This is a genomic window from Thalassobaculum sp., assembly GCF_040219215.1.
Taxonomy (GTDB): Bacteria; Pseudomonadota; Alphaproteobacteria; order Thalassobaculales; family Thalassobaculaceae; genus Thalassobaculum_A.
The window spans coordinates 80,834-103,120 of the sequence record NZ_JAVJSX010000001.1 but is presented as its reverse complement, the minus strand read 5'-3'; the positions used below and the strand labels follow the sequence as shown (position 1 = coordinate 103,120).

Genomic DNA, 22,287 nt, shown 5'->3' with positions numbered 1-22,287 from the left:
GCGGTCTCAATCCTTGGCGGACGGCTTGCGCGTGAAGTCGTGGGTGGCCTCGATGGTCCGCACCGTTCCGGTCGTGGAGCGCATGATGATCGAGTGCGTGTAGGCCCCACCGGTGTAGCGGCGAACGCCCTTCAGCATGGTGCCGTTGGTCACCCCTGTCGCCGCGAACATGACGTCGCCACCGGCCAGTTCCATCAGGCCGTACTTGCGATCCAGGTCCTCGATGCCCCAGCGCTTGGCCCGGGATCGTTCATCGTCGTTCCGGAACAGCAGGCGGGCCTGTATCTGCCCGCCGATGCAGCGCAGCGCCGCCGCCGCAAGAACGCCTTCCGGCGCGCCGCCAGAGCCAAGGTAGATGTCCACGCCACTGGTCGGCTGAGAGGTCGCGATCACACCGGAGACGTCACCGTCGGAGATCAGCATGATCCGGGCACCGGCCTCGCGTACCTTGGCGATCAGCTCGGCATGCCGTGGCCGATCCAGAATGCAGGCGACAATGTCGGAAACGTCGGCCTTCTTCGCCTTGGCGAGGTTCTTCAGGTTCTCCTCGACCGTGGCATCGAGATCGACCACCCCATCCGGCAGCCCGCCGCCGACCGCAATCTTGTCCATATAGACATCAGGAGCATTGAGGAAGCCACCCTCGGACGCGAGCGCGACCACCGCCAGCGCGTTCGCGCCGCCCTTGGCGGTAATGGTGGTGCCTTCCAGCGGGTCCAGCGCGATATCGATCTTCGGACCGCCGCGGCCGACCTTCTCGCCGATGAACAGCATCGGCGCTTCATCGCGCTCGCCCTCGCCGATCACCACCGTGCCGTCGATCTCAAGGTTGTTCAGCGCGGTCCGCATGGCATCGACCGCCGCTTGGTCCGCCGCCTTCTCGTCGCCCCGGCCCATCAACCGCGACGCAGCCAAGGCTGCGGCCTCGGTCACCCGCACTGCCTCGAGGGCGAGATTGCGGTCCATGGTGAAGACTTCGGCATCCGTTTTCGACATCGGTGGCTCCCGATCCCACAATTGGCGTTCTGATGTGACAAGTCCGCTCCGCAGCGAACCCCGGAGTGTCGAGCTTTTAGCCCATCCGGGCGTGCGTCGCGAGGCCCGATTGGATTCCTAAAGCTCAACAATCCTGATCATGGCCGGCGGTTCCTGCACGGCGTCGAGCCGGCCGATCTTCTCCAGGGCCCGGCGCATCGAAGCTTCGTCCACTTCATGGGTGGTCAGCGCCACCGGCACCTTTTCCATCGGCGCCCGCCCCTGCTGCAGCATAGACTCCATCGACACGTGCTCATCACGCAGGATGGCCGTTACGTCGGCCAGCACACCCGGGCGGTCGATCACCATCAGGCGAACATAGTAGCGGCCCTCCATCGCCTCGATCGGCGCTGGTTCGGCGGTGCGCAGCTCGGCCGCGGCGATGCCGAACACCGGAGCCCTACGTCCGGCAGCCACGTCAACGATGTCGCCGATAACCGCCGACGCGGTCGGCCCGGCACCGGCGCCACGGCCGAGATACAGCGTGGTACCGACAGCGTCGCCCTCGGCGACGACGGCGTTGAACACGCCCTCGACCTGCGCAATCGGCGCATCGCGCCGGACCATGCAGGGATGGACGCGTTGCCGGACGCCATCCGGCGATTCCTCGGCTATGCCGAGAAGCTTGATGCGGAAGCCAAACTCCTCCGCATAGGCGATGTCGAGCGGAGAGATCGGCCGGATTCCCTCGATGTGAACGCCGGAGAAGTCCACCTCGCGACCGAACACCAGAGCCGCCAGCAGCGACAGCTTGTGCGCCGCGTCAACGCCATCCACATCGAACGATGGATCGGCCTCGGCGTAGCCAAGGTCCTGAGCCTCGGCCAGCACGTCGTCAAACGCCCGTCCGGTCTCGCGCATCGCCGTCAGGATGTAGTTGCACGTCCCATTCAGGATTCCGTAGACACGGCCGATGTCGTTGGCGACCAGACCTTGGCGAAGTGCCCGGATGATCGGTATTCCACCGGCAACCGCCGCTTCGTATCCCAGCGCGGCGCCTGCCGCTTCGGAGAGTTTCGCAAGCGCTGTTCCGTGATGCGCCAGCAGGGCTTTGTTGGCCGTCACCACCGACTTGCCGTTCTCCAACGAGACCTGGACCAGATCGCGCGCCGGACCCTCCGACCCTCCGATCAGTTCACACACCACATCGACGTCTTCCCGCCTTGCCAGGGCGACCGGATCGTCCTCCCAGGCAATCCCCGACAGATCGACGCCCCGGCTCTTGTTGCGGTCGCGGGCCGACACCGCGACCAGTTTGATCGGCCGCCCGGCTCGGCGCGCCAAATCATCGTGACGGACCTGCAGCAGCCGCGCCGTTTCGGCGCCGACCGTGCCCAGTCCCGCCACGGCGACCCGCAAAGTTTCACTCATTTCATCCTCACTCAAAACATGAGATGATTCGCATAAAGCACTATAAATATTGCCTTATGAACGCTCTCGATCAGTATATCAGGAAGACCTCGACACGCCGGTTGCCGGCCTCTCCCGCGGGCATGACCTCATAGAACTCCGGCTGCGAGTCGCCGAGCGCATCGATTCGGATGCGATCGGCTGGCACACCCGCATGGACAAGCACATCGGCTACCGCATTGGCGCGCTTCAGCGACATGGTGAAGTTCGCAACCTCATGTGCCCGCAGGTCGAGATCCGCGGTGCGCGACGATGCATGACCGATCACCCGCACGGCAGCGCCGCTGGAAGCCGCAGTCTGTGCGACCTTCGCGAGCTCTGCGCGTTCAGTGCCGGTCAACCGAGCCGAACTGTGTCCGAAGTACACGGTCGAGGCCAGATAGGGCTGCCCCGAAAAGGAAGCGGCGGCCGGGACCGCATCGAGTGCATCATCATTGACGATGACGCTTTGGCCCGAGGCCGTCGGCGCCGAGGACGACGGCACGGCTGCCGGGGCCGACGACGGTGCGGCGGCCGCCTCCGGCCTGGGCGCCGGCGCCCGGCCAGCGTTGCCAGCCGAGTCCAAGGTCGTCCGCTCGGCGAGTTGCGACGTCAACGCCGGTGCGCTCGACGAGGGGGCCGAGACCCGTGCCGGAACGGGAGTCGGCTCCGATTGCGGCATCGCTCGCCGGACATGCTCGCCACCGACTTCCGCGGTGGTCGCGCCGGTTATGCTCGGGGTTTGCGGAGCCGGACGATTGGGCCAGAGCGCGGATTGGTCGTTGGCTCCCGCAGCCAGCCGCGAGGCAGACGACGGCGGCGTCGATGCTGGCACCGCTGCCTGGGGCTTGGTGGACGGAGCGGGCACTGGAACAGCCGAAATCGGCTCAGGAGGCGGTGTTTGCTTCGACTGCGGCGCGGTCGATCGAGGCGCCGACTGCACGGGTGCCGCCTGCACGGGTGCCGGCTGGGCCGCCGGGGCGTCGGTGTACCGCGCGTTGGCGCGGTCTGCGATCAGCCCCTGTTTCAGGGTCTCGCGCTGCTCCGGGGTGGTGGACGGCGTCGGACGCGCCGGGACGGTTGCCAGGTTGGGGTACTCGGTGTTCGAACTGGGTCCAGGGTCGCCGGCGACCGTGGTCGACGACGGAGCGGCCCCGTCCTTTGCGGGTTCGTCTTCGAACCAGCCGCCGATCGTATTGGATGTGCCGCGGTACCATTCAACCGGGTTGACGGCGTCGGGGATGGACGAACAACCGGTCAGACCGACCATGCCGACGACCGCCAGAACCTTCACCATCCGTCGCCCCGATGTCGCCATAGCGATCCGCGTTTTTTGAATCATCCCGCTCTCCCGACCTTGGCTATTCGTGTTGCCTTCAGGGCCCACGTCTCACAGCAGCGCAGCACCTTTACCTGCCAAACTGCGAAAATAACATGGGTTTCCATCTACGGACACGGTTAGCGCGACCGTGAAGTGCCGCAATGGCCACCCGACAACGGTTTCTGCTACAACCGACCGACAAGACGGAACCCTGCACCGTCCGGAGGCGCCACAAAACCGCCATGACCCAGAAACCCGACCCACAGACCACGCCGCCTGATCCGATGGAACTGTCCCGGACCATGGCCAGCATCGCCGAGCGCAGTCAGCGCATTGTCCAGGATTTCCTGGAACAGCAGAACCGGTCTGCGGGCGACCAGGACGCGCTGGGAATCTCCGATCCCATGAACATCGGCAACGCGTTCCTGGAGATGACCAGCAAGATGATGGCCGACCCGGCCAAGCTGCTGCAGGCGCAGTTCGGACTCTGGCAGGACTACCTGACGCTCTGGCAGGCGACCACGGCTCGGATCATGGGCGGCCCGGGCGAAGCGGTAGCGACCCCGGAGCGTGGAGACAAGCGCTTCAAGGACGACGCCTGGGAGGAGAGCTTCCTTTTCGACTACATCAAGCAGACCTACCTTCTGACGGCACGCTGGATGCAGAAGACCGTCGGCGAGGTCGAGGGTCTGGACGAGAAGACGCACCGCAAGGTCGATTTCTACACAAAGCAGTTCGTCGACGCGATGGCGCCGTCGAACTTCGCGATGTCCAATCCCGAGGTACTGCGGGCGACAATCGAGAGCCGGGGCGAAAACCTGGTCAAAGGCCTGCAGAACCTGGTCAGCGACCTTGAGCGCGGTCACGGCAAGCTCGACATCCAGATGACCGACCAGGAGGCGTTCGAGGTCGGCGTCAACGTCGGCACCACGCCCGGCAAGGTCGTCTACGAGAACGAGCTCATGCAGCTCATCCAGTACTCGCCGACAACCGAGACGGTGATGCGTCGCCCGCTTCTTCTGGTGCCGCCGTGGATCAACAAGTTCTACATCCTCGATCTGCGGGCCAAGAACTCCTTTATCCGTTGGGCCGTTGAACAAGGCATCACCGTGTTCGTGGTGTCCTGGGTCAACCCCGATGCCCGCCTGGCCGAGAAATCGTTCGAGGACTACATGCTCGAAGGGCCTCTGGCGGCGCTTGATGCCATTGAGAAGGCAACGGGCGAACGTGAGGTCAACGCCATCGGCTACTGCATCGGCGGCACCCTGATGGCTTCGACCGTCGCCTGGATGGCCGCCAACGGTGACGACCGGATCAAGTCGATCACCTTCTTCACCACCATGATCGACTTCGCCGAGGCCGGTGACCTGTCGGTATTCATCGACGAGGAGCAGCTGACGGCTCTTGAAGACCGGATGAGCAAGACCGGTTACCTCGACGGCCGGGCGATGGCGACCACCTTCAACATGCTTCGCGCCAACGACCTGATCTGGTCGTTCGTGATCAACAACTACCTGATGGGGAAGGAGCCGTTCCCGTTCGACCTGTTGTACTGGAATTCCGACTCGACGCGCATGCCGGCGGCGATGCACAGCTTCTATCTGCGCCGGATGTACCAGCAGAACGACCTGGTCAAGCCCGGATGCATCACGCTTGCCGGAACCCCGATCGACCTGTCGAACAACCGACTGCCGACCTTCGTGTTGTCGACCAAGGAGGATCACATCGCCCCCTGGAAGTCGACCTACGCCGCGACGCAGGTCTACAAGGGCCCGGTGAAGTTCTGCCTGGCCGGATCGGGTCACATCGCCGGTGTCATCAACCCGCCCGCCGATCCGCCAAAGTACGGGTACTGGACCCGCAAGGGAAAGGCGCCGAAGGATCCGGAGAAGTGGCTGGAAACCGCCCAGCAGACGGACGGTTCATGGTGGCCGGAATGGGCTTCCTGGCTCGGCAAGTTCGCTGGCGGCAAGGTTCCCGCCCGGGTACCCGGCGATCACGCGCTGGTGCCGATCGAAGACGCCCCCGGGCGCTATGTGAAGGCGCGCGCTTCGGACTAGGTTACCGCCCGACCGGCATGGGACAGCCGGCGCAGACGGGCCGGTCTCCGGCGCACCAGCACGAGCCGTCCGTGGCGGTCATGTGAGGTCGCAGCACAGGTATGTCTGCAAGTTCCTGACCGACATAGACGAGCACCGCGTCGCGGGGGCCTTCATCCAGGTAGGCCATCGGTACTACCAATTTCTCCTGAATCCGCAGGCCATTTTCGATGACGCCGCTGCGCTTCAGGACATGGAACCGGTAGTGCGCCACCACCGCAACTCCCCGATCCACCGCGACCGTCGCCTGGTCGCGCATGACCTGTGCAAGGTCCGGGGGCCACGCAGCCAGCAGGTGCCCGGTCAGATCACGCCCCAGGTTCTGGGCGAGGTGCGTTCCGAACAGCCGGTAGCGATAGTCGTTCCGGTCGGCATCCCACTGGAGGATCCCAATTCCGCCAAGCCATTCGCGCAACTGCTCAGGACGAAATGAGCTGCGACGGATGATCCCGTCTGATCCACGGCACCGCTCCAGAAACTCCAGAAGACTTCGGCTGGATTCTGAGATCAGCCTGTCCGCCGCTAACGGCATTCCATTCACGCTCCCGATGCTACCTGAACGGCCTCCGATCCTGGTCTCATCGGAGATAGGACCGGGCGAGTTCGCAATAGTGTGTCGCGGAAGTGTGAATATTCTCGATATCCTCGGGAGTCAGATCGCGCATCCTGCGGGCCGGTACCCCCGCCCACAGTTCGCCGGAGCGCACGACCTTCCCCGGCGTGACCAGCGCGCCCGCCGCGACCATCGCGTGGCGCTCGACCACGGCACCGTCCATGACGGTAGCCCCCATCCCGACGAAGCTGTCGTCCTGCAGCGTACACGCGTGAATGACCGCCGCGTGGCCGATCGTGACGCCGGCACCGATCAGCGTTGGGAATCTGTCGGTCGCGATGTGGACAATCGTACCGTCCTGCACATTGGTCCGTTCACCGACACGAATGTAGTTTCCGTCGCCCCGCAAGACGCAGCCGTACCAGATCGAAGCGTCGGCTCCGACGACGACGTCGCCGATCAGCACCGCTGTCTCTGCCACGAAGGCACCGTCACCAATCGTCGGCATGACGCCGTGGTGCCGTCGGATCAAGGCAGGCATGCGCCCAACTCCCAGTCAGTATCGTCAGGTACGCTGGGCCGCGTACCGATCAGCCTGCGGCTATACCCGATACAAGTCAGTTCGGAGCAACCACTTGACGATCGTTGATTGGTTGGATCGGGCGAGCGTTCGCGCCCATCGCCTTGGAGAGAACGTCGATGTGCTCCTGCGACATTGGCGCCGTCACTCTCTCGACCATCCATCGCACGCCCTCCGAGCAAGGCGGGGTCGTCAGCGATCCGTCGTAAACCCAAAACTGCGTAAGCGCGGGCAGGATATCCCGTGGATTGATGACGGTATTCGCGAACGTCTGCGCCGCCGCCTTCTGGGGCGGCGTGTGGGCAATGACCTTGGCGAGCGTCGGATTCGCCGCACCGTTCTCGAGGAACACGCCGATCACGGCTAGTTGGCCATCAGCCGAGCGGTGCACGAAATGGACCTCCGCGTCGAACCTCTTTCCGCCTGCCGTGTGCTCGCTCGGTGTGTGGAAATGAAACTGCAGAAGCTCGAATGCCTTGCCATCCAAGGTCATCGTGCTGCCGTTCTCGATCACCACCTCGACCGTATGGCCGTTGTGCAGGATGGTCAGCGGCAATGGCTTGTAGTCGATAGCGACCGACACCGGGCTGCCGGGCTTCTCGGCGCTGGCCAGATCGATCGGAGACTGCTGACGGCCGGATTCGCAGGCGGCAAAATCCGGCGACAGCTTGGCCCATTCGCCGGGACCCTTGCTGCCCTCATAGCCCCACGCCGGCTTGTTGCCTTCCGCCGCCATCGCGCCGGAAGACCATGCTGCCGACGTGGCGATCACCATAGACGCCAGAATCCCTGTCCACCGTGCCACAACACCCTCCCCGTTACATGTGGGTCGAACCATAGGATGCGCGGATCTCTCCCCGCAACCGACCCGACCGACGAAGCCCGTACATATCCTGTTAAGACGGCCACCTTCAGTGACGGCCGCTGCGACACGTCGATGAAAAAAGGGCCGCATCGCTGCGGCCCTTTGATCGGCAACTTCTGACTGCAGCGTTCAGCGCTTGGAGAACTGGAAGCTCCGACGCGCCTTGGCCCGGCCGTACTTCTTGCGCTCGACCACGCGCGAGTCACGGGTCAGGAAGCCGCCCTTCTTGAGGACGCCGCGCAACTCCGGCTCGAACAGGATCAATGCCTTGCTGATGCCGTGACGCACGGCGCCGGCCTGGCCCGACAGACCACCGCCCTTCACCGTGCAGACGACGTCGAACTGCGTATCGCGGTCCGCCGCATTGAACGGCTGGCCGATCATCATCCGCAGCACCGGGCGCGCGAAGTACGCCGACTGGTCCCTGCCGTTGACCGTGATCTTGCCCTGGCCGCGCTTGATCCAGACACGGGCGATCGCGTTCTTGCGCTTGCCGGTGGCATAGGACCGACCCTGGGCGTCGATCTGCGGCTCCGGCTTGGTTTCCGCGACACTCTCGGACTTGAGGTCGGCGAGCTTGCCGAGGCCCTGCGGCTCGGCGCTATCGGTATCGATCGACATCGCTTACCTCGCGTTCTTCGGGTTCATGGCCGCAACGTCCAGCACCTCGGGCTGCTGCGCCTCGTGGGGATGCTCGGCACCGGCGTAGACACGCAGGTTGCCCATCTGGGTCCGGCCGAGCGGGCCGCGCGCGATCATGCGCTGCACCGCCTTGGTGACCACCCGCTCCGGGTGCTGACCCGCCAGCAGATGATCGGCACGCCGCGACTTGATGCCGCCCGGATAACCGGTGTGCCAGTAGTACTGCTTCTGCGACAGCTTGTTGCCGGTCAGCTTCACCTTTTCCGCGTTCACCACGATGATGTTGTCACCGCAGTCCATGTGCGGGGTGAAGGTCGGCTTGTGCTTGCCGCGTAGGTATTTTGCGATGATCGAAGCGAGGCGGCCGAGAACAACGCCTTGAGCGTCGACCACGAACCACTTCTTTTCGATCTCGCTCGGCTTGGCCGAGTAGGTCCGCATTGCGATCACCCGAGAGACACGTTGATAAAAGCTACCCGCCGACCCCGGACGGACCGACGACGCGCGGCTATATGACGGAACCCGGAAGGACGGTCAAGCCGAAAGCATCAAAAAAATCAGTGAGATTGCACCAAAGGTATCAGAATACCTCTACCTTGAAACGCACGGTAACGGCCAGCCGCTCGTCCGGTGCCAGCGTGCGGTCGCCGGTATCAGAAACGCCCTTGAACGCCAGGTTGCTCGCGTCGATGCAGTGGGTGACCGGCTCCAGGCACAGGAAATCCTTTTCCGGCGGCGTGAACACGATGAAATGAGACAATGCCGCACCACCGTGGATCGACAGCGCGAGGCCCCGTTCCGGCCAGATGGCGTGGGCATCGCCGCCCCAGCCCCCGAAGCCTTGATCCAGCCCGGTTACCACCGCTTGCGGTTCACTGAAGTCGAGTTCTGCCGGGATCGGTTGCGGTCCGGCCGGAAACTTGCCGTCAACCGGCGGCCATTGCGTGGCGGCGGCAAACCACAGTCCCATCTCCGCTGTCCGCGGCAGGTACGGATGCAGGCCGAGGCCGACCGGCATCTCATCCCCGGAGCGGTTCTGGACGGCCAGCGTGATGCTCAACGCCTCGTCGCTGAGGCTGACGATCTGGTCGGCGCCATAGGCGAAGGGCCACCCTTCCTCGCCCGTCGGATGTTCGTAGTTCATACGAAGTGATGTCGGCGCACCGTCGGCCGTCACGGACCATCCGCGTCGACGACCATGGCCGTGAATGGCGTTGCCGGCGCCGCGCTCCGTCTTGTCCAGCGTTAGCACCTGCCCGGCTGCCGCCATCCGTCCGTCACGAACGCGGTTCGACCACGGCACCAGCGGAAAACAGCCTCCGGCCCCGGCGCTTGCCGGATCGCGCTGGCCGTCGGCGACCGGTAAGAACAGATCGATGCCGTTGTGCCGGAACGCCGTGATCCGTCCACCGAATTCGGGCTCGACGATCGCCTCCAGATTGCCGGCGTTCAATTGGAAGCGCGTCGTCATCGGGTCTCCTCCGGTGGAATCGAGTAGGTGCAGGTCACATGACAGACCGGTTCATCCGGTGCATCCGCTGATACCAGGGTCACCTCCCCGTAGGCGAGTCGGCGACCGCATTTTATCAACCGTCCCTCGGCCAGCAAATCGCCAGGCTTCGGCCGCCGCAGGAAGTTCGCGTTGAGGCTGGTGGTGACCGCCAGTTTGACCGGACCGATCCTCGACAACACCGCGCCGTACATCACCACGTCGGCCATCGCCATCATCGCCGGACCGGTGACCGTGCCACCCGGGCGCAGCAGATCCTCGCGAAACGGCAGGCGGGCGGTGGCGAAACCGTCGATCATCGTCTCGAACCGAATCCCGAGATTGCCGGCCATCGGCACTTCCTCGCGCATGATCCGATTCATCTCGTCGACCGACACCTTTGCCGTCATCGCACTTTTCCTTTTAAAGGTGCCGTCGCTAGGGTCGCACACCGAACGCCGTCCGACGGAGATTTCATGAGCCAACTGTTTTCGCCGATTACCTTGCGCGACATGACGGTCAGCAACCGCCTTGTCGTTTCACCGATGTGCCAGTACCTCTCGCAGGACGGCAATGCTGAAGACTGGCACCTCATGCATCTCGGCCAAATGGCCATGGGGGCCGGTGGTCTGCTATTCACCGAAGCGACGCACGTTTCGCCGGAAGGCCGGATCACCCCGAGATGCCTGGGCCTGTGGTCGGACGACAACGAGCGCACCCTGAAGCGGGTGGTCGATTTCTGCAAGACTCACGGCGTCGCCAAGATGGGCATCCAGTTGGCCCACGCCGGCCGCAAGGCATCGAACCGCCCGCCGCTGCAAGGTGCCGGCCCGCTCGCCGCGAACGAGAATCCCTGGCAGACCCTTGGCCCATCCGAGGTGCCCTATGGTGACTGGCCGGCGCCGCGGGCGCTGGACGACGACGGACTCGCCGCGGTCAAGGCGCAGTTCGTGGAAGCGACCGAGCGTTCCGCGCGGATCGGCTTCGACGTAGTCGAGGTCCACGCCGCCCACGGCTATCTGCTGCACCAGTTCCTGTCGCCCCTGTCCAACGTCAGAAACGATCGGTACGGCGGATCGATCGAGGGCCGGATGCAGTTCCCGCTCGAAGTCTTCGATGCTTGCCGGGCCGTCTGGCCGGAGACCAAGCCGATGGGTGTACGGGTATCGGCCACCGATTGGGTCGACGACGGCCTGTCGGTCGACGAAGTGGTCGAGTTCTGCAAGGCGCTCAAGGAACACGGCTGTGATTTCATCGACGTATCCTCGGGCGGCAACCATCCGGGACAGAAGATCACGCTGGGTCCGGGTTACCAGGTGCCGTTTGCCGAACGGGTCAAGCGGGAGGTCGGAATTCCGGTGATGGCGGTCGGCCTGATTACCGAACCCGCACAGGCCGAGAGCATCGTCGCATCCGGGCAGGCCGACTTCGTGGCGTTGGCCCGCGGCGTGATGGACAATCCGCGTTGGGCCTGGCACGCGGCGCGCGCCCTCGGCGCACAGACCGACTATCCGGCACAGTACGTGCGCTGCCGGCCGGACACGTGGCGGGCGGCACCGGCCGTCATGGCACCAGCCGCCGAGTAGCTCGACCTCCGGCCGATGGACCGGCTCGCCGCCCGGCGGGCCGGTCCATCAAGGACTGGCGCCAGGGTGGCGCCTGCCGTTACCTTGACGGTCGGGTCCTCTGCCATGGGCTCCCGCGAAGCCTGCGATGAGAGTCCGATGTCCGCACCCGCCGTGTCCCAGTCCATCGAACAGGCACGCGCACTGATCGCTCGCGAAAGGACCGCTGAGGCGCGATCCCTGCTCGCTCCGTTGAGAGGTGTCGCGGCAATCGCCGGCCCGATCGAAATGCTGGTCGGCTACAGCTACATCATCGACACCAACGTCCCGCAGGCACTGGCAGCGTTGCGCAAGGTTCCCGCTCGGGTCGAAGCCGGGATCGGACTGGCCGTGGGACGGCTGCTGCTGAGCTGCGATGCCGGGCCCCTCGCACTTGACCGCTTTCGCCGAATTCTTGTGCAGCACCCCGCTGTCGGAGATGCCGTCGTATCGACCGCCGAGGCAGCCAGCCTGGCCGGGCACGCGACAACGGCCCTTGCCTGGGCCAACCGGGCGGCGGTGTTCGCTCCGGTGTCGGCCGGCCTCTACGGCGCCAGGCTGCAGGCGCTCATAGACCTGGGACAGACGGCGGAGGCGGCAGTTCTGGTCAAAGAGATGGAATTGTCCGGCATCGACGTCGATGCGGTCGTCAGCTCCGTCACCCGCCGCTTCATGGGCCTGGACAACCGCACCGCGGATGTGGATCGACTAATGTCTGCTCTTGAGGATACGACGCTACGCCGCCCGAAGGTCGCCACCGTCGCGGCGGTAGCCTCGTACGTCTCTGGATCCCCGGAACGTGCGAACGCGCTTCTGGCGGCGGCAGGGTGGAGCGACCCGGCCGGTGTTTCGCTGCGACACGAGATCGCGCTGGAGCTCGGCGATGCCGACACCGCTGCCAGAGCGCACGCGCAGGCGCGGCTGCGGGCGCTGCATCAACCGGGCGACTGTGATGCGACGCTCGGGCTTCTGGAGTTCTGGTTGCGAACCGCTGCCCATGATGCCGAAACGGTGCTCCGCTGGACAAGCCGCGGCGCCGTCCTGGCCGGCCAAGCACTCGCAGCCGGGCCAGACCGGTTGTTCGACGAATGTGTCCGCTGGAAGAATGACGAGTCGAAGCGGGTGCACGGCCGCAGCAGCAAGCTCGCACACGCCCTCGGCGCGTTGGCCGCCGAGACGACATTCGGCAGCCCGGTTGCGGTCCGCAACGGGACGGAGCACGCCAGGATCACGATCGCCGGCCGTGCGCTCAAGCTGCGCCTCACCTCGAACCACATCCGTCGCTCGACCAGTGTTCTTTTTGCGATGGAGCCGGGCATGTACCGGTGGTTCGCCGGCTTCGATCCGTCCGATGTTTTGGTCGATGTGGGCGCCAACATCGGGATGTACTCGGTCCTGGCCGCGGGGATCAGCGGCTGCAGGGTGATCGCGATCGAGCCGTTCTCGCTGAACGTTGCCGACCTGCAGCACAACGTGGCGATCAACGGCCTGGAGCACCGGATCACGGTGATGCACGCCGCGGCCACCGATCGTGAGCGTGTTGACCGGCTGTACTTCGGTCAGAACTTCGCCGGCGCCGCGAACCAGTCGTTCGGACGCGACGACATCAGCGAGCAATATGACGACCGTGACGCCAACAGCGAGGAGGTGCGGGGTGTCCCGCTCGACACTTTGGTGGCCCGCGGCGAGATTCCCTTCCCGGCCCACGTGAAGATCGACGTCGACGGATTCGAAGAGCAGGTCATCGAGGGTATGCGGGGTATCCTCTCCGATCCCCGGTTCAAGTCACTGCGCATGGAAATCCGCTGGCTGGAGGATTCGCGCGAATCTTTCATCGACACGATCCTGGCTCAGGGCTTCTCGGTGAAGGTCGCCGACGACGTCAAGAACCTGCTGTTTACGCGACTGCCACCGGGCTGAGCCCCAGCGCCCCGAGCAGTTCCGTCATCGTCGGCACGGTGTCCGACGCGCCAGCCGAGATCAGATCGTCCGGCGCGCGATCAGCGGCGTAGCCGATCACCCGGGCACCGGCGGCGACACCCGCGCGCACCCCGGTGGGGCTGTCTTCCACAATAATCGCCCGATCCGGTCGGGTGCCGACCAGTTCCATCGCCGTCAGGTAGACATCCGGGGCCGGCTTTGGCCGTGCCACGGTTTGCGCCGACACCACCCGGCCCGGCGCGCGCTGCCAGATCCCGACCCGTCCCAGCCCGCGTTCCAGATAGGTCGGATCGCTCTGGCTGGCGACGCCCCAGCCGATCCCGTTGGCGTCGAGCGCATCCAGGACGTCGATCACCCCGTCGATCGGTTCCACTCCGCTGGCCACGGCCTCACGGACCAACGCGTTGTGCCGCCGAACCCAATCCGGAGGGACGGCCATGCCGGTTTCGGCCGCCACGGTCACCGCAATCTGCGCCGTCAGCCAACCGGTGAAGCGATGGTGAACCTCTTCCTCGCTCATCCGAAGGCCGAACTCGGTGAGGTCGTCCTTCAGGATCGCCACGGCAATGCGCTCGGAGTCGATCAGCACTCCGTCGCAGTCGAAGATCACGGCATCATAGTCGGCACGAGGCAGGTACGGCATTACGAACCTTTATGTCGCATTCAGCGGTCGCGAGATGACGGTTACCGCAGCCCCATCAAGGCGGGCAGTTCGGTCATGCTCATGAACGTCGCAAGCGCGCCGGCAGCCTTGAGCGGAGGCTCACCCGAATCATGCGCGTATCCGAACACCCGCATGCCGGCGGCGACGCCGGCGGTAACCCCAGGAGCGCTATCCTCAACCACCGCCACGTCCTCCGGCGGGATGTCGAAGGCGGCGGCGGCGTGCAGGAACAGATCGGGCGCCGGCTTCGGCTCGGAGACCATGTCGGCTGAGAAGATCCGGCTCTCCAGGCGCTCGTACAGCCCGGTCACTCCGAGCGAGACCCGCATCTTGTACAGCGGCCCGTTCGAGCCGACGCAGTACGGCACCCCTGCCCGATCCAGCGCATCCAGGACGTCGACGATTCCGGGAATCAGTTGCAACTCCCGGCGAAACGCATCGAACTGCTTCTGGTAGATGTCGTCGACCCAGTGATCGCCCAGATCGATGCCCAGATCCTCCTCGACCCGGATCTTGATCCGGGTCAGCTTGCCGCCGCGATACCGTTCAAGCGCTTCATCGCCCGACATGGCGAGGCCGGCGGCACTCAACGCCTCGGCGATCAGCCGGTTGGCAATCGGCTCGGAATCGACCAGCACGCCGTCGCAGTCGAAGATCACCAGGGACGGCGTCCATACCATCCGATCGCCCTCAGATGCCGGCGCCGAAATCGAGCAGCGCCTTGGTGAAGGCTTCGGGACGCTCGGCCGGGATCAGGTGCCCGGCGTCGGCGAAGTCGACCCGGGTTGCGTTCGGAATCCGCGCGGCCAGTTCGTTCACGTCGTCGGCGACATAGAAGACCCGATCATGCGCGCCGACGGTCAGCAGCACCGGCGGTGTCAGGCTTTGCCATGGAAAATCCCAGTCGGTTGCCGTCGACTCGACCATCAGGCGGTAGCCACCATCACTCGGATCGATCGGCGCGTAGGGCTCGCCGGTCTGCACAGTGCTGCGCATCTCGGCAAGCTTGTCCGGGTTCACCAGCATCGGCAGCGACAGTTCCATGATCAGCCGGAACCCGCCGGCCTTTACGCCATGGGCCATCGCCTGGTTGATCCACGCCAGACGCTCGGTCGGCTTGCGCAGCGTGTTGATGAGCACCAGTCCGGCGGCCGGAACGCCTTTGGCGAATGCCTGCGCGGCGAACAGACCACCGATCGACAGGCCGACCAGGATCGGCTTCGGCGGCGCGATCTCCCGGCACAACCGAACCAGGTCGTCGACGATCTGAACCGGGGTCGGGCGGGTGGTCGGCGCTGTCCGGCTCTCGGCCTGACCGCGGAAATTGTAGACCAGGGTACCGAAGCCGGCCTCCCGCAGAGCCGGGCCGATCACCGCCTGCCACATCTGGGCGTTGCCGGTCAGCGCGTTGACGAACACGAAGGTCTTACCGGCCGCACCGGGGGCTGCGTATTCGTAGTACAGGCTTTCGCCATCGGCGATATCGAGATGCGGCATGATCGGACCTCCTGTCATTTTCTTGTCGGTACGACGGGCGGCCCGGCCCGTCAATCGCCGCCGATACACGTTGCACCGCACCATGGCGGCAATACCGTCGTGCCGCGATCGCGCTTGCCGGATCCCGATCCGACCCGTAAGCGTCCGCAATGGAGATCATTCTTGAAATCATCGTGCCGGTGTTCGGCATCGTCGGCATTGGCTATGCCGCCGCGCGGCTGGGCTGGTTCAAGCCCGACGCCACCAAGGGACTGTCGACCTTCGTCTTCGACTTCGCGATCCCGGCGATGCTGTTCCGGGCAATGGCGACCACGACGCTGCCCGCCCAGATCGAGTGGGGATACCTGATTTCCTACTTCGGCGGTGGCTACGGCGCCTGGCTGATCGGCAGCCTGATCAGCCGTTACGGTTTTCGCCGCTCCGGCGCCGATCCAGCGATCGCCGGAATGACCGGCGGGTTCTCCAACACCGTGCTGCTCGGCGTGCCGCTGATCCTGACCACCTTCGGCGAGAAGGCAACGTTGCCGTTGTTCCTGCTGGTCGCCTGCCACTCCTGGCAACTGTTGTCGGTGTTCACCATCCAGGCCGAGATCGGCATCGGAGCGCGGGAGGAAATGCGCCGGCTGCCGTTGAACGTGGCGACCGGGCTGGTCAAGAATCCGATCATCATCTCGCTGCTCGCCGGCATCCTCTACAACCTCGCCGGGCTGCCGCTGCCGCATGTGGTCGACACCCTGACCGCCACCCTCGGCCGTGCCGCCATGCCCTGCGCGGTTTTCGCCATGGGATCGTCTCTGGCCGGTTACCGCCTCGCCGGATCCATCGGCGAGGCCAACATCGGCGTGGCGCTGAAGCTGTTGGTGCACCCGATCCTGGTCTGGCTGCTGGCCACCTACGTTTTCGCCGTCGAACCGCTGTGGCGCGACGTGGCGGTCATCCTGGCTTCGCTGCCGGTTGGTGTGAACGTCTACCTGATGGCCCAACGCTACCAGGCCGGTGTCGCCCCGGCCGTGACCGCGGTGCTGGTCTCCACGGCGGTGTCGGTGCTGTCGGTCGCCGCCGTGCTGACCCTGCTGGAGGTGCGGTGAGCGCTTGCAATCCGCGCGACACGTCGCAAAGTGAAGGCCGAACCAGGGAGACCACCATGTCCCTCGCCCATGCTTCCGATGCCGAACCGATCCTCCTGCGGGACGACCGAGACGGGATTGCCACCCTCACCCTCAACCGGCCGGCCCAGCGCAACGCGCTGTCGCGCGATCTGATGGCCGCGCTGCAGACGGAGCTCGAGGCGATCCGCACCGACCGCTCGGTCAAGGTCGTGATCCTTGCCGCCAACGGCCCGGCATTCTGCGCCGGCCACGATCTGAAGGAGGTGCGCGCCCACAGCGACGAGCCGTTCTTCAAGGCGCTGTTCGAGCAATGCTCCGAACTGATGCTGACGATCACCCGGATCCCGCAGATCGTGATCGCCCGGGTTCACGCCCTGGCGACCGCCGCCGGCTGCCAGCTGGTGGCGAGTTGCGATCTTGCGGTCGCCGCCGACAGCGCGAAGTTCGCCACCCCCGGCGTCAACATCGGCCTGTTCTGCTCGACCCCGATGGTCGCGATCAGCCGCAACATCAGCCGGAAGAAGATGATGGAGATGCTGGTGACCGGCGAGGCGATCGACGCCGCCACCGCCGAGACCCTGGGCCTGCTGAACCGGGTGGTGCCGCTCGACCAATTGGACACGGCCGTCGGCGAGTTGGCCGCCAAGATCGTCTCGAAGTCGCCGCTGACCCTGGCGATCGGCAAGGAGGCGTTCTACGCCCAGGTCGAGCAGCCGATGGCGGATGCTTATGCCTACGCCAGCGCCGTGATGACCCGCAACATGATGGCGCGCGACGCCCAGGAAGGCATCGATGCCTTCATCGCCAAGCGCGCTCCGGTGTGGACCGGGAACTGATCCGAAACGCGAGGAAACCATGGCCGAGATCGATCCGACCCGGGCGGTCGTCCACGACGCCTATTCCGACGACTACATCCGCGACATCCTGCGCAACGTGAAGACCATCGCGATGGTCGGCGCGTCGGACAACTGGAACCGGCCGTCGTACTTCGCGATGAAGTACCTGCAGCAGAAGGGCTACCGGGTGTATCCGGTCAACCCTAAGGTCGCGGCGGCGGGCGGTGAGATCCTCGGCGAGAAGGCCTATGCCGACCTGAAGGACCTGCCCGAAACCGCCGACATGGTCGATGTGTTCCGCAACTCCGCGGCCGCCGGCCCGGTTACCGACGCCGCCATCGAGCACGGCACCAAGGTGGTGTGGATGCAGCTCGGCGTGCGCAACGACGAGGCGGCGGAGCGTGCCGAGAAGGCCGGCATCCAGGTGGTGATGAACCGCTGTCCGAAGATCGAGTTCTCCCGGCTGTTTGGCGAACTCGGCTGGCATGGCTTCAACAGCCGGGTGATCTCATCCAAGCGCCGGACGCCGGGCAGCAGCGATGCGGTAAAGGGCGACAGCGACGTCGGCGACGGTTTCATCGCCAAGGGGTTCGAGACCTTGGCAGTGCACGCCGGCGCCGCCCCCGACCCGACGACCGGCGCGCGCGCCACCCCGATCTATCAGACCACCGCCTACGTGTTCGACGATGTCGATCACGCCGCGTCGCTGTTCAACCTGCAGACCTTCGGCAACATCTACTCGCGCCTGTCGAACCCGACCGTGGCGGTGCTGGAGGAGCGGATCGCCGCCCTTGAGGGCGGCCATGGCACGACCTGTACCGCATCCGGCCATTCCGCCCAGCTGCTTGCGCTGTTCGCGCTGATGGGCCCGGGCGACCGGTTTGTCGCCTCGAAACGGCTGTATGGCGGGTCGATTACCCAGTTCGGCCGAACCTTCAAGAAGTTCGACTGGCACTGTGACTTCGTCGACGTCGAGGACCTGGAGGCAACGCGCCAGGCCGCGATGCACCCGAACTGCAAGGCGATCTTCGCGGAATCCCTGGCCAATCCCGGTGGCGTCATCACCGACATGCAGGCACTGGCCCGGATCGCCGACGAGGCCGGGGTGCCGCTGATCATCGACAACACCATGGCCACCCCATATCTCTGCCGGCCGATGGAACACGGCGCCGACATCGTCGTGCACTCCACCACCAAGTTCCTGTCGGGGCATGGGAACGCCATGGGCGGGGCGGTGGTCGACAGCGGCAAGTTCGACTGGTCGAAGAACGACAAGTTCCCGTCGCTGAGCCAGCCCGAACCGGCGTATCACGGCCTGACCTTCTTCGAGACCTTCGGCGATCTTGCCTACACCATCTACGGCCACGCCGTCGGCCTGCGCGATCTCGGCCCGACCATGGCGCCGATGAACGCCTACCTGACGATCACCGGCATCGAGACCCTGGCGCTGCGCATGGAGCGCCATGTGGCCAACTCCCAGAAGGTGGCGGAATGGCTCAACACGCACCCGAAGGTGGCGTGGGTGTCGTATGCCGGCCTGCCCGGCAACCGGTACCACGAGCTTGCCAGCCGCTATCTTCCGAAGGGGGCGGGATCGGTCTTCACCTTCGGCGTGCAGGGCGGGTATCAGGCCGGCGTGCGGGCGGTCGAGCGCTGCCGGCTGCTGTCGCACCTCGCCAACATCGGCGACACCCGCTCGCTGATCCTGCACCCGGCCAGCACCACCCACCGCCAGTTGACCGATGAGCAGCGCACGACCGCCGGCGCCGGCGACGACGTGATCCGCCTGTCGATCGGACTGGAGAGTGCCGAGGACATCATGGCCGACCTGGACCGCGCGCTGGGGTGAGCGGCAGCGTCCACGTCGAGTGGGGTGAGCACGGGGCGGCGCTGACCGGCCAGGATGTCGTGGTCATCGTCGACGTGCTGTCGTTCTCCACCGGTGTCGACGTCGCCGTCAGCCGCGGTGCGATCGTCTATCCGTTTCCGTTACGGGGATTGGCTGTCGCCGAAGCGGCCGCGGCGTCCCTCGGGGCGCGTTGCGCCGGCCCGCGCCGCCAGGGTGGCCTGTCGCTGTCCCCGCTAAGCCTGTCCGTTCTCGCTCCAGGGGAAAGCGTGCTGCTGCCCTCCCCGAACGGCTCAACGCTGTCGCTGCTGCCGGATGCGCCCGCAGTCCTGTGCGGCAGCTTGCGCAACGCCGGTGCCGTCGCCCGCGCCGCCGCTCGTTCCGGCGACCGCATCCTGATCGTGCCGGCCGGTGAGCGCTGGCCGGACGCTCGACTGCGTCCCGCCGTTGAGGACCAGATCGGTGCCGGGGCGATCGTTGCCGCCCTCGCCCTGTCCGCTACGCCCGAGGCCGAAGGTGCCAGAGCGGTGTTCCTTGCCGCTCAGGCATCTCTGGCGAGCACGCTCGATGCCTGTCTTTCCGGCCAAGAGCTAATCGAAATGGGCTTCCCGCAGGATGTCGTCTGCGCCGCGCAGTTCGATGCCTCGGCCGTGGCACCGATCCTTGTTCGCGAGGACCGAGCCTATGGCGAACTGGGAATCGCTCTGCCGGACGATATCGCGCGACGCCCTGTCGTGCGCTATGAGGCGACCCGCCCTACCTGACCCATCATCGTCAACGTGGGCAAACGGCCGACAGCGATACAGCGTGTCACCAACGAGCCGCATCGCTGTCGGCTGCAGCGAACACGAGCTACTCGGTCCAGCTCTCGGAGAACGCCAGGGCACAGGTGCTGAACGGCTTGCCTTCGCGGTCGCGCGGGAATGGACGGCCGGAAGCCTCTTCGCCGTTGATCGTCAGCCGAGCACCGTGAGCGGGGATGAGCACGGTGCAAACGCCGTACTTCCGGCCAGGAACCGAGTTCGGTTGAGTGTGGATCAGCAGCGGATCACCGCAATTGTACCAAGTCAGATCGACCACATCATCGTGCGAGACCAGACGCTCGGTCCAGAAATAGCGCGGATCGCCCGCTTTGGAGAACTCGGCATCGATCACCTGAATCGAGGTGTCGGCCAGTTCAGGGTTGAGCATGCCCTGCACGGTCTCCTGAAGCCACCGCGCCATCGCGATGTTGTCGGAGTAGATCCGCCAGGCATTGTCGGTCAACTCGCTCTTCACATAGAGCACATGCCCGGGCCCGCCGGGACAGGTGATGACGCGCCAGAAACTCGCGTCAGTGGAGTTGGCGTCACCGTCGTTCTGGGCGAGCCGGATGAACGGATTCTCGCCGGTCATGATCAACCGGTTCGGGTCGACACTGCTCACGACATTCTCCTCCATGCTTCAGTCCGGCCGATACGACCGGAACCGTGTTGTCCTCATTGGTCGCCGGAGCATAGTCCGACACCAGCCTCCGGCTAAGCGTCCTGATCACCGAGCGCCCGCTGCATCAGAACGCTGTCCACCCACCGGCCGAACTTGAACCCGACCGACCGGACCGTACCGGCAGGCCGGAAGCCGAAAGCTGCGTGCAGACCGATCGACGCGTGATTCTCGGTGTCGCCGATCACCGCCACCATCTGCCGCCATGGCCCTAGCTCGCACCGGGCAATCAACGCCGCGAGCAATGCCCGGCCGATTCCATGCCCGTGATAGCCGTTCCGGACGTAGACCGAGTTCTCGATCGTATGGCGGAACGCCGGTTGCTGACGGTACGGCGACGCATAGCTGTAGCCGACGATCGTTCCGCCGAACTCCGCCACCAGGTGCGGCAGATTGGAACGCAACACGTCCTGCCGCCGGCGGCCAAGCTCCTCCACCGACGGCGGTACCTCCTCAAAGCTCGCAAGGCCGTGCAGGACATGAAAGGCGTAGATCTGCTGAATCGCTCCAAGATCGGCTTCACGGGAATCGCGGGTGGTTGGAACGCCGCTCATGGTCAGCGGGCAAGCGAGAACATCAGTTGATACATCCCGAGTTCGACATCTGAAGCCCCACGTTCAGCGAGCCCCGCGGTGATCCCCCCTTCCCGCACGGCATCGTGAACCGCCGAACGCTCGGTCCCTTCGATCACCGCGGTGAACGGCGCCCGGCCGTCCGAGCCAGAACGCATCGATTGCTCGGTCGTCGGCGTCAGGCTCCTCGTCAGATCGGCCTCCCAGAGTTGAACTCGGGTGATGCCGGCCCGATCGCGCAGCCCATGCAAGACATCTCCGCCCAGCCAGCGCGCGATCGGCTCGCGCATGGCATCGCTCGGTGCGTAGCGGATCGATGCCAGATAGCCGCCCGCCGCTTCGCCCGACACCAGTCGCACCCGGCAGGTTGCACGGACGAAGTTCCGAAACCCCGGCATCATCCGCTTGGTCCAGTCGGTTGGATGGTCAAGGGTGTGCCGATAGATTGGATCGTCGAAGCTCGACAACGAATCGACCTCATACAGCGCCAGGTATCGATACCGGCCCCGGTCGACTCGGCGATACCGGCGGCCCGACCTCCAGCCAGGAAGGCCGACACGCTCGGGTACATGCTCCCGGTGATACCACTCTGCGAACTCCGCCTCGACCGAAGGATCGGCATCGCCCCAAACCGCCATAACGGCGTCAGCCATCTTTGTCTCCTGATCGATGCTGTTGACCCAGAATGCCCGTCGAGCCCGTTCTGGTGCGAACTGTCGAACAGCGGGAACAGCGAGACAACCAGGCACCGCGTCCGGATCTG

The 22,287-nt window shown here is 65.3% G+C and carries 23 protein-coding genes; 7 read left to right on the top strand and 16 right to left on the bottom strand.

Annotated features, from left to right (window positions below):
* Positions 1-6: 6 nt before the first annotated feature.
* The 3 genes from glpX to RIC54_RS00540 all read right to left on the bottom strand — a co-directional run bounded on the left by glpX (position 7) and on the right by RIC54_RS00540 (position 3,766).
* On the bottom strand, positions 7-966 hold the full coding sequence (gene glpX, locus RIC54_RS00550) for a class II fructose-bisphosphatase (RefSeq protein WP_350098071.1): 960 nt from the start codon (positions 964-966) through the stop codon (positions 7-9).
* A 147-nt stretch (positions 967-1,113) separates the two neighbouring features.
* Complete coding sequence (locus RIC54_RS00545; RefSeq protein ID WP_350097852.1) at positions 1,114-2,406, bottom strand: homoserine dehydrogenase; 1,293 nt, start codon at positions 2,404-2,406, stop codon at positions 1,114-1,116.
* A 70-nt stretch (positions 2,407-2,476) separates the two neighbouring features.
* Positions 2,477-3,766 carry an OmpA family protein gene (locus RIC54_RS00540; protein ID WP_350097854.1) on the bottom strand — a complete coding sequence of 430 codons (1,290 nt, stop codon included), beginning with the start codon at positions 3,764-3,766 and terminating at the stop codon, positions 2,477-2,479.
* Positions 3,767-3,987: 221 nt separating this feature from the next.
* Between RIC54_RS00540 and RIC54_RS00535 the strand changes: the two genes are divergently transcribed.
* On the top strand, positions 3,988-5,805 hold the full coding sequence (locus tag RIC54_RS00535; protein WP_350097856.1) for a PHA/PHB synthase family protein: 1,818 nt from the start codon (positions 3,988-3,990) through the stop codon (positions 5,803-5,805).
* Position 5,806: 1 nt separating this feature from the next.
* Here the strand turns inward: RIC54_RS00535 and RIC54_RS00530 are convergent, their stop codons facing one another.
* The 7 genes from RIC54_RS00530 to RIC54_RS00500 all read right to left on the bottom strand — a co-directional run bounded on the left by RIC54_RS00530 (position 5,807) and on the right by RIC54_RS00500 (position 10,383).
* Complete coding sequence (locus tag RIC54_RS00530; protein ID WP_350097858.1) at positions 5,807-6,376, bottom strand: PAS domain-containing protein; 570 nt, start codon at positions 6,374-6,376, stop codon at positions 5,807-5,809.
* Positions 6,377-6,422: 46 nt separating this feature from the next.
* Entirely contained in the window at positions 6,423-6,938 is a 516-nt protein-coding gene (locus tag RIC54_RS00525; protein WP_350097860.1) for a gamma carbonic anhydrase family protein, read from the bottom strand.
* A 76-nt stretch (positions 6,939-7,014) separates the two neighbouring features.
* Entirely contained in the window at positions 7,015-7,752 is a 738-nt protein-coding gene (locus RIC54_RS00520) for a carbonic anhydrase (RefSeq protein ID WP_350097862.1), read from the bottom strand.
* A gap of 219 nt (positions 7,753-7,971) precedes the next feature.
* Positions 7,972-8,463 carry a 30S ribosomal protein S9 gene (rpsI, locus tag RIC54_RS00515; RefSeq protein WP_350097864.1) on the bottom strand — a complete coding sequence of 164 codons (492 nt, stop codon included), beginning with the start codon at positions 8,461-8,463 and terminating at the stop codon, positions 7,972-7,974.
* 3 nt (positions 8,464-8,466) lie between these two features.
* On the bottom strand, positions 8,467-8,925 hold the full coding sequence (gene rplM / locus RIC54_RS00510; RefSeq protein ID WP_007673486.1) for a 50S ribosomal protein L13: 459 nt from the start codon (positions 8,923-8,925) through the stop codon (positions 8,467-8,469).
* A gap of 139 nt (positions 8,926-9,064) precedes the next feature.
* Positions 9,065-9,955 carry an aldose 1-epimerase gene (locus RIC54_RS00505; protein WP_350097867.1) on the bottom strand — a complete coding sequence of 297 codons (891 nt, stop codon included), beginning with the start codon at positions 9,953-9,955 and terminating at the stop codon, positions 9,065-9,067.
* Positions 9,952-10,383, bottom strand: coding sequence for a PaaI family thioesterase (locus tag RIC54_RS00500; RefSeq protein ID WP_350097869.1), 432 nt, complete (start codon positions 10,381-10,383; stop codon positions 9,952-9,954). The genes RIC54_RS00505 and RIC54_RS00500 overlap by 4 nt, the downstream gene beginning before the upstream one ends.
* 66 nt (positions 10,384-10,449) lie before the next feature.
* On the opposite strand from RIC54_RS00500, the gene RIC54_RS00495 reads away from it, so the two are divergent.
* Both RIC54_RS00495 and RIC54_RS00490 read left to right on the top strand, forming a co-directional pair.
* On the top strand, positions 10,450-11,559 hold the full coding sequence (locus RIC54_RS00495) for an NADH:flavin oxidoreductase/NADH oxidase (protein WP_350097871.1): 1,110 nt from the start codon (positions 10,450-10,452) through the stop codon (positions 11,557-11,559).
* 369 nt (positions 11,560-11,928) lie between these two features.
* Positions 11,929-13,497 (top strand): FkbM family methyltransferase, encoded by a 1,569-nt coding sequence (locus tag RIC54_RS00490; RefSeq protein WP_350097873.1) that lies wholly within the window; start codon positions 11,929-11,931, stop codon positions 13,495-13,497.
* On the opposite strand, the gene RIC54_RS00485 is transcribed toward RIC54_RS00490, so the two are convergent.
* Genes RIC54_RS00485 through RIC54_RS00475 form a run of 3 tightly spaced genes read right to left on the bottom strand, consistent with a single transcriptional unit; the run spans position 13,475 to position 15,679 of the window.
* Positions 13,475-14,161, bottom strand: a complete 687-nt coding sequence (locus tag RIC54_RS00485) for an HAD family hydrolase (RefSeq protein WP_350097875.1) — start codon at positions 14,159-14,161, stop codon at positions 13,475-13,477. The genes RIC54_RS00490 and RIC54_RS00485 overlap by 23 nt on opposite strands.
* 41 nt (positions 14,162-14,202) lie before the next feature.
* Positions 14,203-14,862: an HAD family hydrolase gene (locus tag RIC54_RS00480; RefSeq protein WP_350097877.1), complete on the bottom strand. Its 660-nt coding sequence runs from the start codon at positions 14,860-14,862 to the stop codon at positions 14,203-14,205.
* Between the two features lie 10 nt (positions 14,863-14,872).
* Complete coding sequence (locus RIC54_RS00475) at positions 14,873-15,679, bottom strand: alpha/beta fold hydrolase (RefSeq protein ID WP_350097879.1); 807 nt, start codon at positions 15,677-15,679, stop codon at positions 14,873-14,875.
* A gap of 149 nt (positions 15,680-15,828) precedes the next feature.
* Between RIC54_RS00475 and RIC54_RS00470 the strand changes: the two genes are divergently transcribed.
* From RIC54_RS00470 to RIC54_RS00455, 4 genes are read left to right on the top strand one after another with little or no spacing between them, the layout of a single operon-like run.
* Positions 15,829-16,767, top strand: coding sequence for an AEC family transporter (locus tag RIC54_RS00470; RefSeq protein ID WP_350097881.1), 939 nt, complete (start codon positions 15,829-15,831; stop codon positions 16,765-16,767).
* Between the two features lie 56 nt (positions 16,768-16,823).
* Positions 16,824-17,624 carry an enoyl-CoA hydratase gene (locus RIC54_RS00465; RefSeq protein WP_350097883.1) on the top strand — a complete coding sequence of 267 codons (801 nt, stop codon included), beginning with the start codon at positions 16,824-16,826 and terminating at the stop codon, positions 17,622-17,624.
* A 19-nt stretch (positions 17,625-17,643) separates the two neighbouring features.
* Positions 17,644-19,473 (top strand): O-acetylhomoserine aminocarboxypropyltransferase, encoded by a 1,830-nt coding sequence (locus RIC54_RS00460; protein ID WP_350150399.1) that lies wholly within the window; start codon positions 17,644-17,646, stop codon positions 19,471-19,473.
* Complete coding sequence (locus RIC54_RS00455) at positions 19,470-20,234, top strand: 2-phosphosulfolactate phosphatase (protein WP_350097887.1); 765 nt, start codon at positions 19,470-19,472, stop codon at positions 20,232-20,234. The genes RIC54_RS00460 and RIC54_RS00455 overlap by 4 nt, the downstream gene beginning before the upstream one ends.
* A gap of 88 nt (positions 20,235-20,322) precedes the next feature.
* On the opposite strand, the gene RIC54_RS00450 is transcribed toward RIC54_RS00455, so the two are convergent.
* The 3 genes from RIC54_RS00450 to RIC54_RS00440 all read right to left on the bottom strand — a co-directional run bounded on the left by RIC54_RS00450 (position 20,323) and on the right by RIC54_RS00440 (position 22,177).
* Entirely contained in the window at positions 20,323-20,895 is a 573-nt protein-coding gene (locus tag RIC54_RS00450; RefSeq protein ID WP_350097889.1) for a hypothetical protein, read from the bottom strand.
* Between the two features lie 92 nt (positions 20,896-20,987).
* Complete coding sequence (locus tag RIC54_RS00445) at positions 20,988-21,506, bottom strand: GNAT family N-acetyltransferase (protein ID WP_350097891.1); 519 nt, start codon at positions 21,504-21,506, stop codon at positions 20,988-20,990.
* 2 nt (positions 21,507-21,508) lie between these two features.
* Positions 21,509-22,177: a hypothetical protein gene (locus RIC54_RS00440; protein WP_350097893.1), complete on the bottom strand. Its 669-nt coding sequence runs from the start codon at positions 22,175-22,177 to the stop codon at positions 21,509-21,511.
* Between the last annotated feature and the right edge of the window lie 110 nt (positions 22,178-22,287).